Origin of the sequence: Dorea longicatena (assembly GCF_025150085.1) — a bacterium.
Lineage (GTDB): Bacteria > Bacillota > Clostridia > Lachnospirales > Lachnospiraceae > Dorea_A > Dorea_A longicatena.
Genome location: NZ_CP102280.1, coordinates 2,012,164 through 2,029,350, shown reverse-complemented (window position 1 = coordinate 2,029,350; position 17,187 = coordinate 2,012,164). Strand labels below are relative to the sequence as shown.

Annotated in this window: 16 protein-coding genes; all 16 read left to right on the top strand. The window is 41.7% G+C overall.

Annotated elements, in window-relative coordinates:
* Positions 1–203: 203 nt before the first annotated feature.
* Positions 204–527 carry a PadR family transcriptional regulator gene (locus NQ508_RS09685; RefSeq protein ID WP_006428106.1) on the top strand — a complete coding sequence of 108 codons (324 nt, stop codon included), beginning with the start codon at positions 204–206 and terminating at the stop codon, positions 525–527.
* Positions 524–1,312 (top strand): DUF1700 domain-containing protein, encoded by a 789-nt coding sequence (locus NQ508_RS09680; RefSeq protein ID WP_006428107.1) that lies wholly within the window; start codon positions 524–526, stop codon positions 1,310–1,312. Before NQ508_RS09685 ends, NQ508_RS09680 begins: the two co-directional genes overlap by 4 nt.
* A gap of 3 nt (positions 1,313–1,315) precedes the next feature.
* Positions 1,316–2,275, top strand: coding sequence for a DUF4097 family beta strand repeat-containing protein (locus NQ508_RS09675; protein WP_006428108.1), 960 nt, complete (start codon positions 1,316–1,318; stop codon positions 2,273–2,275).
* Positions 2,276–2,350: 75 nt separating this feature from the next.
* Positions 2,351–2,548, top strand: a complete 198-nt coding sequence (locus NQ508_RS09670; RefSeq protein ID WP_044920287.1) for a PspC domain-containing protein — start codon at positions 2,351–2,353, stop codon at positions 2,546–2,548.
* A gap of 485 nt (positions 2,549–3,033) precedes the next feature.
* Complete coding sequence (locus NQ508_RS09665; protein WP_006428012.1) at positions 3,034–3,252, top strand: small, acid-soluble spore protein, alpha/beta type; 219 nt, start codon at positions 3,034–3,036, stop codon at positions 3,250–3,252.
* An 85-nt stretch (positions 3,253–3,337) separates the two neighbouring features.
* Positions 3,338–4,012, top strand: a complete 675-nt coding sequence (locus NQ508_RS09660) for a WecB/TagA/CpsF family glycosyltransferase (RefSeq protein ID WP_006428011.1) — start codon at positions 3,338–3,340, stop codon at positions 4,010–4,012.
* A gap of 213 nt (positions 4,013–4,225) precedes the next feature.
* Entirely contained in the window at positions 4,226–5,314 is a 1,089-nt protein-coding gene (locus NQ508_RS09655) for a PucR family transcriptional regulator (protein WP_006428010.1), read from the top strand.
* Between the two features lie 16 nt (positions 5,315–5,330).
* The gene (gene ftsE / locus NQ508_RS09650) at positions 5,331–6,017 is read left to right on the top strand and encodes a cell division ATP-binding protein FtsE (RefSeq protein WP_006428009.1); all 687 of its coding nucleotides are present in this window, start codon (positions 5,331–5,333) and stop codon (positions 6,015–6,017) included.
* Positions 6,007–6,915 carry a permease-like cell division protein FtsX gene (gene ftsX / locus NQ508_RS09645; protein ID WP_006428008.1) on the top strand — a complete coding sequence of 303 codons (909 nt, stop codon included), beginning with the start codon at positions 6,007–6,009 and terminating at the stop codon, positions 6,913–6,915. Before ftsE ends, ftsX begins: the two co-directional genes overlap by 11 nt.
* Before the next feature lie 27 nt (positions 6,916–6,942).
* On the top strand, positions 6,943–8,109 hold the full coding sequence (locus NQ508_RS09640; RefSeq protein WP_006428007.1) for a murein hydrolase activator EnvC family protein: 1,167 nt from the start codon (positions 6,943–6,945) through the stop codon (positions 8,107–8,109).
* Positions 8,110–8,142: 33 nt separating this feature from the next.
* Positions 8,143–9,318: a S41 family peptidase gene (locus NQ508_RS09635; protein WP_006428006.1), complete on the top strand. Its 1,176-nt coding sequence runs from the start codon at positions 8,143–8,145 to the stop codon at positions 9,316–9,318.
* 136 nt (positions 9,319–9,454) lie between these two features.
* The gene (gene pyrF / locus NQ508_RS09630; RefSeq protein WP_044920254.1) at positions 9,455–10,381 is read left to right on the top strand and encodes an orotidine-5'-phosphate decarboxylase; all 927 of its coding nucleotides are present in this window, start codon (positions 9,455–9,457) and stop codon (positions 10,379–10,381) included.
* 74 nt (positions 10,382–10,455) lie between these two features.
* Positions 10,456–11,238 carry a dihydroorotate dehydrogenase electron transfer subunit gene (locus tag NQ508_RS09625; protein WP_006428004.1) on the top strand — a complete coding sequence of 261 codons (783 nt, stop codon included), beginning with the start codon at positions 10,456–10,458 and terminating at the stop codon, positions 11,236–11,238.
* The gene (locus NQ508_RS09620; RefSeq protein WP_006428003.1) at positions 11,238–12,140 is read left to right on the top strand and encodes a dihydroorotate dehydrogenase; all 903 of its coding nucleotides are present in this window, start codon (positions 11,238–11,240) and stop codon (positions 12,138–12,140) included. The genes NQ508_RS09625 and NQ508_RS09620 overlap by 1 nt, the downstream gene beginning before the upstream one ends.
* Positions 12,141–12,320: 180 nt before the next feature.
* Positions 12,321–14,873 carry a YhgE/Pip domain-containing protein gene (locus NQ508_RS09615; RefSeq protein ID WP_044920252.1) on the top strand — a complete coding sequence of 851 codons (2,553 nt, stop codon included), beginning with the start codon at positions 12,321–12,323 and terminating at the stop codon, positions 14,871–14,873.
* The gene (locus tag NQ508_RS09610; RefSeq protein WP_006428001.1) at positions 14,870–17,053 is read left to right on the top strand and encodes a YhgE/Pip family protein; all 2,184 of its coding nucleotides are present in this window, start codon (positions 14,870–14,872) and stop codon (positions 17,051–17,053) included. The genes NQ508_RS09615 and NQ508_RS09610 overlap by 4 nt, the downstream gene beginning before the upstream one ends.
* The last annotated feature ends 134 nt before the right edge of the window (positions 17,054–17,187 follow it).

Sequence of the window (17,187 nt, the reverse complement as noted above, 5' to 3'; positions counted from 1 at the left end):
TTCAGTTATTTGAAAGATTTTGCGATGACCAGGTGTGCTTTTTTTATCATCATACGTTCGAGAAAAGCTATCGGTGACAGATTCTGCAGATTTAACCTTACATTTTTGTAATGTAAACAATATGTGTTGACATACTATATTATACAACATATAATATACGTAACGAAATAATATTAGATAATAATGCGAAAGGGAGTGAGAGCATGGTTTTTAATACAGGCGCAGCTCTTCTGGATGCAATTGTGCTGGCGGTAGTATCGCGGGAAGATGAAGGAACTTATGGATATAAGATTACGCAGGATGTAAGAAAAGCGATCGATGTATCAGAATCTACATTATATCCGGTGCTTCGGAGGCTGCAGAAAGGGGATTATCTGGAAGTCTATGACCGGCAGTTTGACGGAAGAAACAGACGTTATTATAAAGTGACGGAAAGTGGAAGAACGCAGCTTGCCATGTATCAGAAAGAATGGAAAGAATATTCCGGAAAGATCAGCGAATTGTTTGAGGGAGGTAGACTAGAATGAACAGAGTAGAATTTATGGAGACGCTGTCCAGACTTCTTCAGGATATCCCAGAAGAGGACAGAATCGATGCATTGAAATATTATAATGATTACTTCGATGATGCAGGGTCTGAGAATGAGCAGAATGTAATAGAAGAACTGGAAAGTCCGGAAAAAGTAGCGATGAAGATCAAAGCGGACCGGGAAGACACAGAAGACGGCAAAGAAGGTGGAACGGAAAAAACAACCGAAGAAGCAATCGGCAAAGTAACCGGAGAAAATGCAGCATACTCTGGAGCCAGGGAACAGCATGACCGGGAAAACACATACCAGTATTATCAGGAAGATACATACGGAGAAGAAAAGGATAATAAGATATATCAGGATAACGGAACCTATGATTATGAAAGCCAGGAGAAAAAGCCGTGGACAAACAAATGGCTAAAATTGGCCATGATCATAGCAATTGTAGTGATCGGATTTCCGATTGTGATACCGCTTGGAGCAGGGATTCTGGCATTAATTGCAGGAATTGTAATAGCAGTGTTCTGTTTGTTTGCAGCGATTGTAATCGGCTTTGCGGCAGTGGTGATGGTCGGTGTTGTGCTTTTTGCTGCAGGAATAGGAAGCCTGTTCGCCAATCCGGGTGTGGGACTTGCGGTTCTTGGAGCAGGACTGATGGTGATCGCGATCGGTGTAATCGGTACCGTAGTTGGAGTAAGACTCTGTATTATCGTATTTCCGGGAATCGTCAGAGGAATTGTATATATTTTAAGAAAACCATTTCACAGAAAGGCGGTGGCATAAGAGATGAAGAAACGTTGGAAAATATTCTGGATCGTGTGTGGTTCTATGTTTCTGATTGGAATCATATGTTGTTCGGTATCCTGGGGAATGGGAACGACCCTGACAGATATAGCACATCAATTTCCACATGGGATCAGCTGGGTATCCGAAGATAAGACATATGGTGATCCGGATGATGATGACGATATAGATGATGATCAGGAGGAAGATAATGAGACTGATACAGACGATGATCAGGACGAACAGAAACAGGAAGAAACAGTACAAGCACAGGAGAAAGCGAACATGAAAGATGCAACCGGTGTTATAGAAGGAAACGGAAAAGCAACATATCAGAATATCCATGAGATAAAAAGTACGGTGCGCGAAGGAAGAATCCATCTGAAGACACAGTCAGATACAGATGAGATTACAGTAGAAAGCAAAGACACACATGAAAAGCTTGGCTTTTGTGCGTTTGCCAAAAATGGAACCTTATATCTTACATCGAATAAAAAGATTAAAAGAATCAAGAATATAGGAAAAGGAACCATTACTGTGACGCTTCCGAAAGATATGGAACTGGAAAAGGCAGAGCTGGATCTGAAGGCTGGTGAATTAAGGGCAGAGCAGATTCTTGCAAAAGATCTTGAGGTAAATGCCGGAGCAGGTGAGGTTAACATCCTGGAATTTGCAGCTGAAAAAGCAGAATTTAAATGTGGGGCTGGTTCCATAACTGCAACAGGCGATGCAAAGAAGAAAATCGAAGCAGACTGCGGAGTAGGAGAGATAAACCTGAAGATAAAAGGAAAGCAAAAAGATTATAATTATGACCTGGACTGTGGTATCGGAGAAATTCGATGCGGAGATGACAGCTTTTCAGGATTTGGGAGAGAAAAAAGCATTGATAATGGCGCAGACAAGAAAATGGATATTGACTGTGGTATCGGATCTATCAATGTAGCATTTATGGAACAGCTGTAAATACAGACAGATGTAGATGATCACAAAGATAATAAAGCAGGCAGAGTATATAATAAAAATATGGAGGACAGAACAATGGAAGGAAAAAGATTATACCGATCAAGAAAAGACAGAATGATATGTGGAGTATGTGGTGGAATCGCAAAATATTTCAACATTGATCCGACACTTGTGAGACTGGCATTTGTACTGATCTCAATGGGAGCCGGATCGGGGGTACTGGCTTATATTGTTGCGGCGATTATTATACCGGATGATCCGGAGGAAAATTAAGGGGTATTTCTATTTAGTTCATCATCGTGGCTTATCCCGGTCCATGAGAAAGACTTGGTATTATGTTTGTTGCTGGATGTCACGATGCAGAAGTTCTAAGGCAGTCCGCCTTCCCTAAGAACGAAAGGGTCTCCGCTCAAAACTCACCCCTACGGGGTTCAAACAGTTCGCTCCGTCCCTTTAACGGGAAGTCAAACTGCCTAAGAACTTCTACACATCGCGCCAAAATACGCATCAAACACAATACCAAGTCTTTCTCATGTCGTGATTGGCCAATGATAATGAATTCAATAGATGGATTGTAACCGTTGTGTAGTCGGAAAGTTGTGGTGAAACCATTGATTTTCCGGCTTTTTCGTACACTTCCGGTATCACAAAGGTTACGGTTCCTCTGTTTAATTATTCCGGTCGGTGACAGCCGCCATGATGCATTAAATAGAAAAAAGTGGGCATACTTATAAGAAAACGAAAGGAATGCACCCACTATGTCATCAAAAAAGAAAACCCCAATCCACCTGGAGGACCTTACTCCAGATGAAAAAGTAAAATATGAGATTGCGGAGGAATTAGGCCTTCTGGACCGGGTGATGCAGGATGGATGGAAATCACTTACATCCAAGGAAACCGGTCGAATCGGAGGGTTGATCACGAAAAAGAAACGGGAAAATGAAAAAAATGACAAAAGTATTACGAATGTTAATTAGTGTGAAGATTGTGTAATAAAGGTTGAAAAGGGAATATCCATTTGCTATAATCGAAAAACTGGGAAAAGAGTTAGCAGGTGAGGATATGAACGAAAAGATTAATGTTTTAGATGTGAATATAGACAGCTGTACAGCAAAAGAAGCTATGAAAGAAACGATAGCTTTTCTGGAGTCAGAACCTGTAAGCGTGATAGATGTGGTATCGGTAGACGGTCTTATGCAGATGAATGATCTTTCGGAACTTAAGGCCAGGATGAATGAATTTGATCTTGTGCTGCCGGGGGAAAAGCTGATTCTTGAAGCAGCAGAAGAAGCGAGGCTGCCAAAGGAAATCGATATAAAATTATATCTGAAGATGTTTATGCGTTATTTGCATAAGAATCATAAGAGAATGTATCTTCTGGTCGAATCGGAGGAAGATGGACAGGAAGCATTTCGCTATATGCAGAGAACCTACAGTGGGATTCAGCTGGTAGGTCTTGCAAAAGTATCAGCGGAGGGAAGGGCAGACGACATGTTGGTCAATGCGATTAACGGAAGTGAAGTGGATTGTATTCTTTCGGCATTGTCAGTACCGTTACAGGAAGATTTTATAGCGAAAAACAGGAATCTCTTGGATGCAAGAGTATGGGTCGGCGTCGGGAATAGAATGTTCTCGGATCACAGGCAGGGACTTGGTCATGGGAAGCTGGCAAAATTTCTGTTGAATCATATATTTAAGCGTGAAATGGAAAAAAATAAGCTAAAAACAAAATCCTAAGAAAAACATAAGAAATATGTTTCGTCACTATGTCTATGGGATAAATGTGAATAAATTGTAAAAAAACTGAGGAAATTACCAAAAAAGTGTGATTTCCTCTTTATTTTTTTGGTCATATATATTAAGATAAGATTTGACAGTATACATTTTGGAAATTTGTAGATAAGATTTGTTGTGGAAAATGTATATTGAAAAGAGTGGAGGAGATGGAATATGATATCTAATCAAATACTTCAAAACACAATTGAAGGATTGAAAGGGATTACACGAATTGACTTTTGCGTGATGGACACAGACGGTAAATCTCTTGCAAGCACATTTTCAGAACAGGAGAACTATGTAGAGGAGGTTATCTCCTTTGTAGAATCCCCGGCAGACAGTCAGGTCGTACAGGGATATCAGTTTTTTAAGATTTTTGATGAACATCAGTTAGAGTATATTCTTCTTGCCAATGGAGGAAGTGATGATGTTTACATGGTAGGTAAGATTGCGGCCTTCCAGATTCAGAATCTTCTTGTAGCATATAAAGAAAGATTTGACAAAGATAATTTTATCAAAAACCTGCTGTTAGATAATCTGTTGCTGGTAGATATTTACAACCGTGCTAAGAAATTACATATTGACACAGAAGTAAGACGTGTTATCTTTATTATTGAAACAAAGCACGAAAAAGATACGAATGCGCTGGATAATGTAAGAAACCTTCTTGGTAATCGTACCAGAGATTTTGTGACGGCCGTTGATGAGAAAAATATCATCGTGGTAAAAGAATTGGAGCCAAATGATGGACATACAGAACTGGAGAAGATTGCGGAGAATATGTATACACTCCTGAAAGAAGACGGAGAAGAAGATGTTCTGATCGCATACGGAACGGTTGTAAATGATATCAAAGAAGTATCAAAATCATATAAAGAAGCCAAGCTGGCACTTGATGTCGGCAAGATTTTCTTTAGTGAGCGAAGTGTTATCGCATATAGTGCTTTGGGAATTGGACGTCTGATCTATCAGCTTCCGATTCCGCTGTGTAAGATGTTCATACGTGAGATTTTTGAGGGGAAATCACCGGATGATTTCGATGAGGAGACATTGACAACAATCAATAAATTCTTTGAGAATAATCTGAACGTATCAGAAACATCCAGACAATTATATATACACCGTAATACACTGGTATACAGACTGGACAAATTACAAAAGAGTACCGGTCTGGATCTCCGTGTGTTCGAAGACGCCATTACATTCAAAATCGCACTTATGGTTGTGAAATATATGAAGTATATGGAGTCACTGGAGTATTAATAATCAGGAGGAACATATGATTGAACTAAGAGAAGTAACGAAAGAGTACTCAAAAGGGGTTGCAGCCCTGAATGGAATCAATCTGAAGATTGAACAGGGTGAATTTGTGTTTATTGTAGGAGACAGCGGCTCTGGTAAGTCTACTTTGATCAAGCTTATCATGAAAGAACTGGAACCTACTTCGGGAACGATTATTGTAAATGGCAATAATTTAAGCCGTATGAAACATCGCAAAGTTGCGATGTACAGAAGAAATATCGGCGTTGTATTTCAGGATTTCCGTTTGTTGAAAGACAGAAATATTTATGAAAATATTGCGTTTGCGCAGAGAGTTACAGAGACACCTACAAGAATTATCAAGAAAAAAGTACCGGCGGCACTGTCACTGGTAGGGCTTGCCCAGAAATACAAAGCATTTCCGAAGGAATTATCCGGTGGTGAACAGCAGAGGGTTGCGATTGCAAGAGCGATCGTGAATGAACCTGCTATTCTTCTGGCAGATGAGCCTACGGGTAACCTGGATCCGACAAACTCATGGGAAATCATGAAGTTATTGGAAGAAGCGAATGACAGAGGAACTACAGTTCTTGTCGTTACGCATAACCAGGAGATCGTAAATGAAATGCAGAAGCGAGTTGTTACGATGAAAAAGGGTGTCATCGTAAGCGACGAGAAAAAAGGTGGGTATAAGCATGAGAATTAGTACAATAGGATATTCGATGAAACAAGGGGTTAAGAACATCCGCAGAAATAAGATGTTTTCCGTTGCTTCGATCGCAACGATGGCGGCATGCATTTTCCTGTTCGGATTGTTCTATTCCATTGTAGTTAACTTTAGTTATATTGTAGAAAAAGCAGAAGAAGGTGTTGCTATTACAGTATTTTTTAATGAAGATACTACAAAAGAACAAAAAGATACAATTGGTGCCCAGCTGAAGAAAGAAGATGGAGTACTGAAAGTAAATTATGTAAGTGCGGATGCAGCATGGAATAAGTTTAAAGATCAGTATTTTGGAGAATCAAGTGATCTGGCAGAAGGATTTAAGAGTGATAACCCGCTTGCCAATTCAGATAACTACGAAGTATATCTTTCAGACGTATCAAAGCAGAAAGATGTAGTGTCTTATGCAAAGTCGCTGGATGGGGTGCGTAAAGTTAATAAATCAGACGTAGTAGCCAAGACTCTTACCAGTGTGAACAAGTTGGTGGGATATGTATCGGTAGCAATTATTGCAATTCTTCTGGCAGTGTCAATTTTCCTGATCAGTAATACGGTCACTATGGGTATTACGGTAAGACGTGAAGAAATTGCAATTATGAAATATATCGGAGCAAAAGACGGATTTGTCCGTGCGCCGTTTGTAATAGAGGGTCTGATCATCGGAGCTGTCGGAGCTGTAATCCCGCTCGTATTGCTTTATTTTATGTATGATAAGGCAATTACATACATTATGACAAAATTCAGCCTTCTGAATAATATTGTAGATTTCCTTCCGGTAGCAACTGTTTACAGAACATTACTTCCAATCGGAATTGCTTTGGGTGTTGGAATCGGTTTTGTGGGAAGTTTCTTTACAATCCGCAAACATCTGAAGGTATAAAAGTTCTGGCTCGGAAAGGAGCGTCATATGATAAAAAGAAAGAAGATGATAAGCCTTCTGCTGGTGCTTACGCTTGTAAGCGGAATGTTTGTGCAGACATATGCAACAGAAATTGATGATACAAAGAAAAAAGCAGAAGAACTGGAAAGCAAGAAGAAAGCTGCTGAAAATGAGAAAACATCTCTGGCAGATCAGCTGAAAAAGCTGACGGGTGAGATGGAAGAAACTAAGAAAAAGATTTCTGCAAAAGAAGATGAAATCACAAATAAAGAAGAAGAATTGATTCTTGCAAAAGCGGATGAGAATGAACAGTATGAAAGTATGAAGAAGAGAATCCGTTATATGTATGAAAATGGAAATACAGGATTTGTAGAAATCCTTTGCTCTTCAAAGTCAATTGGAGAATTGTTGAATAATGCTGAATATATCAGCAGAATATCAGGATACGACAGAAACATGCTGGTAGAATTTCAGAAGGTTGTAACCAATGTCGAGAATCAGGAAGCAGAACTCAAGAAAGAATATAAAGAACTGCAGACGATGCAGGATGATCTGATCACAAAGCAGGACAGCGTAAATGAACTGATAAAGAATAAGCAAAGTGAGATTCAGAGTTTGACCAGCGAACTGGGAGATACAAAGAATAAGCTTGCACAGCTGGAAGCGGCAGCTGCCGAAGCCGAACGTAAACAGAAAGAAGCAGCAGCGGCAGCGGCAGCTGCGAAGAAGGCTCAGGCAGCAGCCAAAAAGAATACAAGCTCATCGGGGTCTTCGGCCGGTTCCGCCGGGGCATCGGTGGTGTCGGGAAATGGAACATTTACACATCCTTGTCCGGGTGGATATATTTCGAGTGGATTTGGTTACAGAACACAGCCGATTGCAGGTGCAAGTACGAATCATAAAGGGATTGACTTTGCAGCAGCAACAGGAACGCCAATCTATGCGGCTGCGGCAGGAACAGTTATTTCAGCCGGATATGCCGGAAATGCGGGAAACCTGTTAGTAATCAGTCATGGAAACGGATTGCTTACATATTATATGCATTGCAATGCGATTTATGTGAGTGCGGGACAGAAAGTCAGCAGAGGTCAGAATGTTGCAGCGGTTGGAACTACAGGAAATTCAACCGGACCACATCTGCATTTTCAGGTAATGTTGAATGGAACACCGGTAAATCCGGCAAACTATCTGTAAGAAACGAACAGATCATAGTATGAGGCAAGATAAATGAAAAACAGAAAAAGTTTTTTGAAAGGGGCGCTTTGTGGCGCCCTTGCTATGTTATTAGTGGCAGGACTCGTGTCCTGTGGATTAAAAGTGAATAATGGAAACAGTGATATCACATCAAAAACAGAAGATAAGATATCAGAACTGCAGAACCTGATCGAGAAGCATTATATGGGGGATGTAAAAGAAAAGAATCTGGAAGATGGGGTCTATAAAGGTTATATCAATGGCCTGAATGATCCGTATTCGGTATATTATAACAAAAAAGAAACAAAAGAATTATACGAATCAACTGGTGGTGAATATTCCGGAATCGGTGCTGTGATGTCTCAGAATACAGAGACAGGAGTGATCACTCTGGTCCAGATATATAAGGATTCTCCGGCTGAGAAAGCAGGACTTAAGGCGAATGATATCCTTTATAAGGTTGAAGGAAAAGAAGTCACAGGAAAAGATCTCTCTAAAGTTGTAAGTAAGGTAAAGGGTGAAAAAGGAACAACGGTAGAACTCACCGTATTAAGAGGTGAAGATGCCAAAGAAGTAACTGTGACTGCAACAAGAGATACCGTACAGGCACAGACAATTGAGTATAAGATGATGGATGATAAGATTGGTTACATCAGAGTGTCTGAATTTGATACTGTGACGTATGATCAGTACAAAGAAGCATTGGATGATCTTGAAAAACAGGGAATGACAGGGCTGGTTGTGGATCTGCGTAATAATCCTGGAGGTTCGCTCAGTACAGTATGTGATATGCTGGATCTGATGCTGCCAAAGGGCCTGATCGTGTATACGGAAGATAAAAATGGCAAAAAGACAGAGATGAAATCTGACGAAGAACATCAGTTTACAAAACCGCTGGCAGTTCTGGTAAATGGCAACAGTGCCAGTGCATCAGAGATTTACTCCGGGGCAATCCAGGATTACGGAATCGGTAAGATTGTCGGAACCCAGACATATGGAAAGGGTGTCGTACAGCAGATTTTTGATCTGGATGACGGAACAGCCGTAAAACTTACGATTGCAGAATATTTCACTCCAAAGGGAAGAAGCATCAACGGAAAAGGAATTACACCGGATGTAAAGGTCGAATACGAAAATAATGAAGAAAATCCGGATGCAGACAATCAGCTTGATAAAGCTGTGGAGGAAGTAAAAGCACAGATGAAGTAATCGTTTGTGGATGGTGACACAGCAAAATAAGAGTTTTGAAGGGAATGCAGTTTGGCATTCCCTTTTATTATGCCTTATGGTAAAATATAAACAATATGAAATTTAGATTATGTATATAAGGTAGGAGGAAAAAACATTGATTAATCAGTTAGTAGCCAATATAAAGAAGACAGGAGCACCGATTGTAGTAGGATTAGATCCGATGTTGAACTATATTCCGGAGCAGGTACAGAAAAAAGCGTTCGCAGAATATGGTGAGACACTGGAAGGAGCAGCAGAAGCAATCTGGCAGTTCAATAAAGAAATCGTGGACAAGACTTATGATCTGATTCCGGCTGTAAAACCACAGATCGCAATGTATGAACAGTTTGGTCTTCCGGGACTTGCAGCATTCAAGAAAACGGTAGATTACTGTAAGGAAAAAGGACTGGTTGTCATCGGTGATATTAAAAGAGGAGACATTGGTTCTACATCAGCAGCTTATGCTGTGGGTCATATTGGTAAGGTGAAAGTAGGCAGCAAGACATACGCACCATTTGATGAAGACTTTGTAACAGTGAATCCATACCTTGGTTCAGACGGAGTGAATCCATTCCTGGACGTATGTAAAGAAGAAAAGAAGGGAATCTTCGTACTTGTTAAGACATCAAATCCGTCAAGCGGTGAATTCCAGGATCAGAAGATCAACGGCCGTCCGTTATATGAACTGGTTGGAGAAAAAGTTGCCGCATGGGGATCTGAAGTCATGGGCGATGAGTACAGCTATGTCGGAGCAGTAGTCGGAGCAACTTATCCGGAGATGGGAAAAGTATTAAGAAAAGTGATGCCAAAAGCTTACATTCTGGTTCCTGGTTACGGTGCACAGGGAGGAAAAGGAAAAGACCTGGTACATTTCTTCAATGAAGATGGCCTTGGAGCAATCGTAAACTCTTCCAGAGGAATCATTGCGGCATATAAGCAGGAGCAGTATGCAAAATTTGGAGCTGAGAATTTTGGTGATGCATCCAGAGCAGCAGTTGAGACGATGATCGCAGACATCAAGGGAGCACTTGAGAACAGATAATGTCTGAACAGACGAAAAAAAGACTGATAACGAAAAAAGTAAGACAGAGTAATCTTGACAGGAGATAAAGGAAGATGGAGAGAAAAAAAGAACAGGCGAAAGTTCTGTCACAGGAGATGCTGGCAGATGGAATCTATAGTCTGTGGATTGAGACAGAAACAGCGCTGACTGCCAGACCGGGACAGTTTGTGTCTGTATACACGACAGATGCAAGCAAATTACTTCCACGCCCGATCAGTATCTGTGAAATTGATAAAGAAGCAAAAAGATTAAGACTGGTATATCGTGTGACAGGAGAAAAGACCGGAACAAAACAGTTTTCAGAATTAAAGGCCGGAGATTTTGTACCAGTGATCGGACCTTTGGGAAATGGATTTCCATATGAAAAGGCAGAAGAAAAGAAAGTATTCCTGATGGGCGGCGGGATTGGTGTTCCGCCGATTCTGGAACTTGCAAAGCAGATGCAGTGTGAAGAAAAGCAGATTGTTGTCGGCTATAGAGATGCGCATACGTTCCTGAAAGAGGAGTTTGAACAGAACGGAACCTTATATATTTCCACAGAGGATGGAAGCGTGGGAACAAAAGGAAATGTCATGGATGCTATCCGTGAGCAGAGTCTGGATGCCGATATTATATTTGCATGCGGACCTACACCAATGCTGCGTGCGATCAAGGCCTATGCAGAAGAGAAGAAAATAGAATGCTATATTTCCCTGGAAGAGAGAATGGCATGCGGTATCGGAGCCTGTCTGGCATGTGTCTGCAAGACAAAAGAAAAAGATGCACACAGTAATGTGAACAATAAGAGAATCTGTAAAGACGGACCAGTATTCTTATCTACGGAGGTGGATTTATAATGGACATGAAAGTAAATATTGCCGGCGTAGAATGGAAGAATCCGGTTACAGTGGCTTCCGGTACATTTGGTTCGGGAGAAGAATTCAGTGAGTTTGTGGATCTGAACCGTCTTGGAGCGGTAACGACCAAGGGCGTGGCAAATGTCCCGTGGCCGGGTAATCCGACACCACGTGTAGCTGAAGTTTACGGAGGAATGATGAATGCGATCGGACTCCAGAATCCGGGAATCGATCTGTTCTGCAAAAGAGATATTCCATTTCTGAAGAAATATGATACGAAGATCATCGTCAATGTCTGTGGTCATGCACCGGAAGAATATCTGGCAGTGGTGGAAAGACTGGCTGATGAGCCGATTGATATGATGGAGATCAATATTTCGTGCCCGAATGTTAATGCAGGCTTTCTGGCGTTTGGGCAGGATGCAAAGCATGTAGAGGAGCTGACGGCTCAGATCAAAAAGATTGCAAAGCAGCCGATCATCATGAAACTGACGCCAAATGTTACGGATATTACGGAGATTGCGAAGGCAGCAGAAGCCGGCGGAGCAGATGCCCTGTCATTGATCAATACACTGACGGGTATGAAGATTGATATCAACCGCAGAACATTTGCGGTAGCAAATAAGACCGGCGGTGTGTCGGGACCAGTTGTACATCCGATTGCAGTCCGTATGGTATATCAGACGGCACAGGCAGTGAACATTCCGATTATTGGAATGGGCGGTATTGCGACACCGGAAGATGCCATTGAGATGATCCTTGCGGGAGCGTCTGCAGTATCTGTAGGAACTGCGAATTTCTATAATCCGAATGCAACGATCGAGATTATTGACGGAATCGAAGCATATATGAAGAAAAATGGATTTGAATCCGTGAAAGATATGGTTGGCATTGTAAAATAAATAAATGATAAAAATGCATCAATATAGGGAATTGACCTGTACTGATGCATTTTTGCGCTTCATCTCAGAAGTGCAAATAGCACAATAAAAATATGACCGTTCGTCAGTTTTTGGGTAGATTTTCAGAAGTGTTTTTGTTATACTAATGTCTATATGACAATAACAAAGGAGGATTGGTGGATGAAGAAATCATTTCAGATTTTCAAAAGAGATCTTGGCCGGTTGTTCCGTAACCGTGCAGCAGTACTGATCCTGGTTGGAATCAGTGTGCTGCCGTCTCTTTATGCATGGTTCAACATCGCTGCCAATATGGATCCGTATGGAAATACCAAGGGAATCCAGGTTGCGATTGCCAATGAGGATAAAGGTGCCGACAGTGAGCAGATGTCACTGGACGCAGGACAAAATATTGTAGACAATCTGAAGAAAAATGACCAGCTTGGCTGGAAGTTTGTAGATGCAAAAGAAGCGAAAAAGGGAGTGAGATCCGGAAAATATTACGCAGCGATCGTGATACCGGATAATTTCAGTGAATCACTTCTGAGTATTTTATCAGGAGATATCAAACAGCCGAAGCTGGATTATTATATTAATGAAAAGAAAAATGCAATAGCACCAAAGATCACGGATACAGGTGCGAGCACGATTCAGCAGGAAATCAATGATACATTCACATCCGTAGCTGCAGAGAGCATTTCTGAATTATTGAGTAAAGAGGCCGGAGAATTATCCGGAAAAGTAAGTGAAGAAAATTCAAGTCTGATCAAAGCTATCGCAGATACCAGAAAGAATCTGGACGAATATAATGAGGTATTGGAAAACTTCCAGAAGACAGTGGATAAGTCAGATGAGATCATGGCGAGTGCGGTAAGTATGCTGGATCAGGTTACGGTTACTGCAGAGTCAGGAGCCAAAGCAATCGAAGACAGTGGAAATGTGCTTGCAGATACCAGAACAGCGGTTGGACAGTTTTCAACAGAATTCTCCAATGGGTTATCGAACGGAGAGACACTTTTAAATGACACGTATGTCTCGGCATCGGCAAAACTGGGCGTGTTTGAGACGAAAGCCGGACAGGCACTGACAGCAGTAGACAGCAGCCTTTCAACGGCTTCGTCTCTGCTGGATAAAAATCAGGAACTTCTGGAACAGCTGAAAGAATTGAATGATAAGATTCAGGGGCATACAGAACTGGGACAACAGATATCTGCTGTGATCGGACAGAAAATTACAGAATTGGAGAACCAGAATGCATCGTTACAGGAGCTGGTATCTTCACTGAAAACAGGGAATCAAGGGATTCAAAACGCAGTGACAACAGCAAAGAATACACGTACTTCACTGGAAAAACTTGCGAAAGAAAGTAAAGACAGTCTGCAAAATTACCGTACCAATCTGGATCAGAAGATTCTGCCACAGCTGAATCAGTCACTGGACAGTCTGGCTTCACTGAGCGGAAATCTTTCTGCGGCTTTAACCGGAGTTGAGCCGACAGTAGAACAATTAAAGACGATTTTAAATCAGTTAAATGACAGCCTGAAAAGCAGTGCGTCTGCATTGGGACAGACAGGAGATGTGTTAACACAGGTTGATGAGGCACTGGCATCTGTTCAGACGGATTTAAATGCATTACAGAGTTCAGAGATGTATCAGAAACTGACTTCACTGGAAGGACTTGATGCGGATTCAATTGCAGATTTTATGTCCTCTCCGGTGAGCATCAAATCAAATGTGTTATATGATGTAGAAAATTATGGCTCGGGAATGACACCATTTTACACAAATCTTGCACTTTGGGTAGGAGGACTGATTCTGGTATCAATTCTGAAACAGGAAGTTGATAAAGATGAAAAGGTACGGAAGTTTACAGCCGGACAGGCCTACTTTGGAAGAAGGCTGTTATTTGTTGCAGTAGGTCTTGTACAGGGACTGATCGTATGTGTCGGTGATATTTTATTATTGAAAGTACAGTGTGTACATCCGGTAGCGTTTGTATGTGTGGGTGTATTCTGTTCGTTTGTTTATGTTAATCTGATCTACGCACTGGCATTGACCTTTAAACACATTGGAAAGGCACTGGGAGTTGTACTTGTTATCCTGCAGATTCCTGGATCGGCAGGAACGTATCCGATCGAGATGACACCGGCATTTTTCCAGAGACTGCATCCGCTTCTTCCATTCACATATGGAATCAGTGCCATGCGTGAATGTATTGCAGGAATGTATGGAGCAAATATCTGGAAGTATCTGGGGATTCTTGCGATATTTTTCCCAATCTCTCTTTTCATCGGTCTGGTATTACGTCCGTTGTTTATGAACCTGAATCACTTGTTCGATAAACGTCTGTCTGAGACAGAGTTAATGCTTGGGGAGACGGAGTCGGCCGAACGGAAACGTCCGGAACTGACAATGATGATGAAGACACTTATGGAAGATGATGAATGGAAACAAGAATTTCTTGTGAAATCCGAAAAATTCGAAAAACGTTATCCAAAGATGATCCGATGGGGATTCCTTGGAATGATCATCATACCACTGGTTTTCCTGATACTGATGTTCAGTCTGGAGTCAAAACTGGTCTTCCTGATATTGTGGATCGTATCGCTGATCGGACTTGCAGTATATCTGATCGTTGTAGAATATCTGCATGACAAGATGCAAAGACAGCTTGCTATGACAGGTATGACAACAGAAGATCTGATCCATGAGATAAAGGAGGAAAGAGGCGAATGAAAAATATATGGGAAATCTTCCGAAGAGATATAAAGCGTATTAAAAATAATGTAATCGCAATGATTGTTATCATGGGAATTACAGTTGTACCCTGCCTTTATGCGTGGTTCAATATAGCAGCAAGCTGGGATCCGTATGGCAATACCGGTAATCTGAAGGTTGCAGTTGCAAGTGTTGATGAAGGATATGAGGGAAGCCTGATTCCGTTACAGATCAATATGGGAGATCAGGTACTGACATCGCTTCGAAGCAATTCGCAGCTTGACTGGGTTTTTACCGGAAGAAAAAAAGCCATAGACGGTGTAAAGTCCGGAAAATATTATGCAGCAATTGTGATACCGAAGGACTTCAGCTCAAATATGATGAGTATTTTTTCTGAAAATATCCAGAAACCAAGTATCACATACTATTCGAATGCCAAGGAAAATGCAATCGCACCAAAAGTAACGGATAAAGGAGCAAGTGCGATCCAGAGACAGGTTAATGAGGTATTTGTAGAGACGATCAGCGATACTGTGATCACTGCGTTTAAGGCAGTTACGAATGTAGCGGATCAGGACGGAGTGGCAGCAATCGCACAAAATCTTGCGGATAATTTAAATCAGATCGGCTCGGATTTGAGTGCGGCATCGTCTACATTAAGCTCTTTTTCGGGAATGACAACTTCTGCACAGCAGCTTCTGGATACAACAGGAAGTTTCCTGAAGGAAACACAGGAGCATTCCAAGAACACGACAGATTCACTGAAAAAGGTGAAAAAATCGTTCAGTGGAATTGATGAGACAGTCAGCGGTGCGACAGACGGAGTAAATGCGGCAATTAATTCCGGAAAAGAATTCTATGATCAGATGTCGGAAATTATTGATTCAGCATTTTCATCAAACTCTCAGAGCGCGGACGATGTGGCGGGAACATTGAATACCCTGGCATCCAGAGTTCAGAAAGTGATTGATTCCTATACTTCGCTGAAATCGGCAATAGATGAAATAAACGTTGGAAATAATGCGCAGTTGAATGCATTAAAGGGAAGTATTTCCGGAAAACTGGGAGAGACGATTGCGACACAGACAGAGCTTCGGGATAAGCTTAAGTCCACAGCATCTTCGCTTCAGGGAGCGGCAGATACAGCAGTAACGGATAAAGCAGAATTAGATAAACTGGTGAAATCAAGTGCAGACAGCCTTGCCGGAATCAAGACAGACTTTGAGAAGAATGTAAAGAGCAGTCTGGATGAACTGGGAGATTCGATGGGAGACACAAGCAGTAATCTGAACCTTTTGATGGATCGCCTGGATGAAGGTGTAGACGGGGTATATGATTTGTCAACTTCAGCGTCGGCTGATCTGACGCAGATTAACACAGCGCTGAATCATTCTTGCAATCTGCTCAATACAGCAGCAGAAAAAATCAGCAATACGACAGGAAAAATCGGAGAAATGCAGCAAAGCGGTGATTTCTCACAATTAGAAGAACTGATCTCCGGGGATTCTAATGTGATCGGAGAGTTCCTGGCAGCACCGGTAAGCCTGAAGACAAATCAGGCCTATAAGATTGAAAATTATGGTTCTTCGATGGCACCGTTCTATTCCACACTGTCGATCTGGATCGGTGGAATTGTGCTGGTTGCCATGTTAAAGACAGGCGTTTCGTCAAAATGCACCGAAGGTCTTAAGAAAGTAAAACCGCATCAGGAATACCTGGGACGATATCTCCTCTTCCTGATCGTAGGTCTCCTGCAGAGTACCCTGATCTGTCTGGGGGATCTGTTATACCTGGGAATTCAGTGTAAGCATCCGTTCCTCTTCATGCTGGCAGGATGGTTCTCGAGCATTGTATATGTGAATATCATCTATACACTGACAGTATCATTCGGAGATATCGGAAAAGCGGTCAGCGTTGTACTTCTGGTTATGCAAGTGGCAGGTTCCGGAGGAACCTTCCCAATTGAAGTCGCACCGGCCTTCTTCAAAGCCGTATATCCGTTACTGCCATTCGTTCACAGCATGGTGGCGCTTAGGGAGACAATTGGCGGTATGTATGGTATGATCTACTGGACAGAACTTGGAAAGCTTGGAATCTTTTTGATCCTGTCCCTGATCCTTGGATTGCTCCTTCGTAAACCGGTGATCCAGATGAATGAGGCATTTGCAGAAAAACTGGAAGAGACGAAGATCATGTAAAGCGAAAGTACAGAGAAGTTGCCACTGGCAACTTCTCTTGCATACTTTGGTATATAAGAAATACCGGCAGTGACAGTTTTTCTGTATGCGTGAATTGAAAAAGTGATTTTCTTATGATAAAATTAAATGGAATT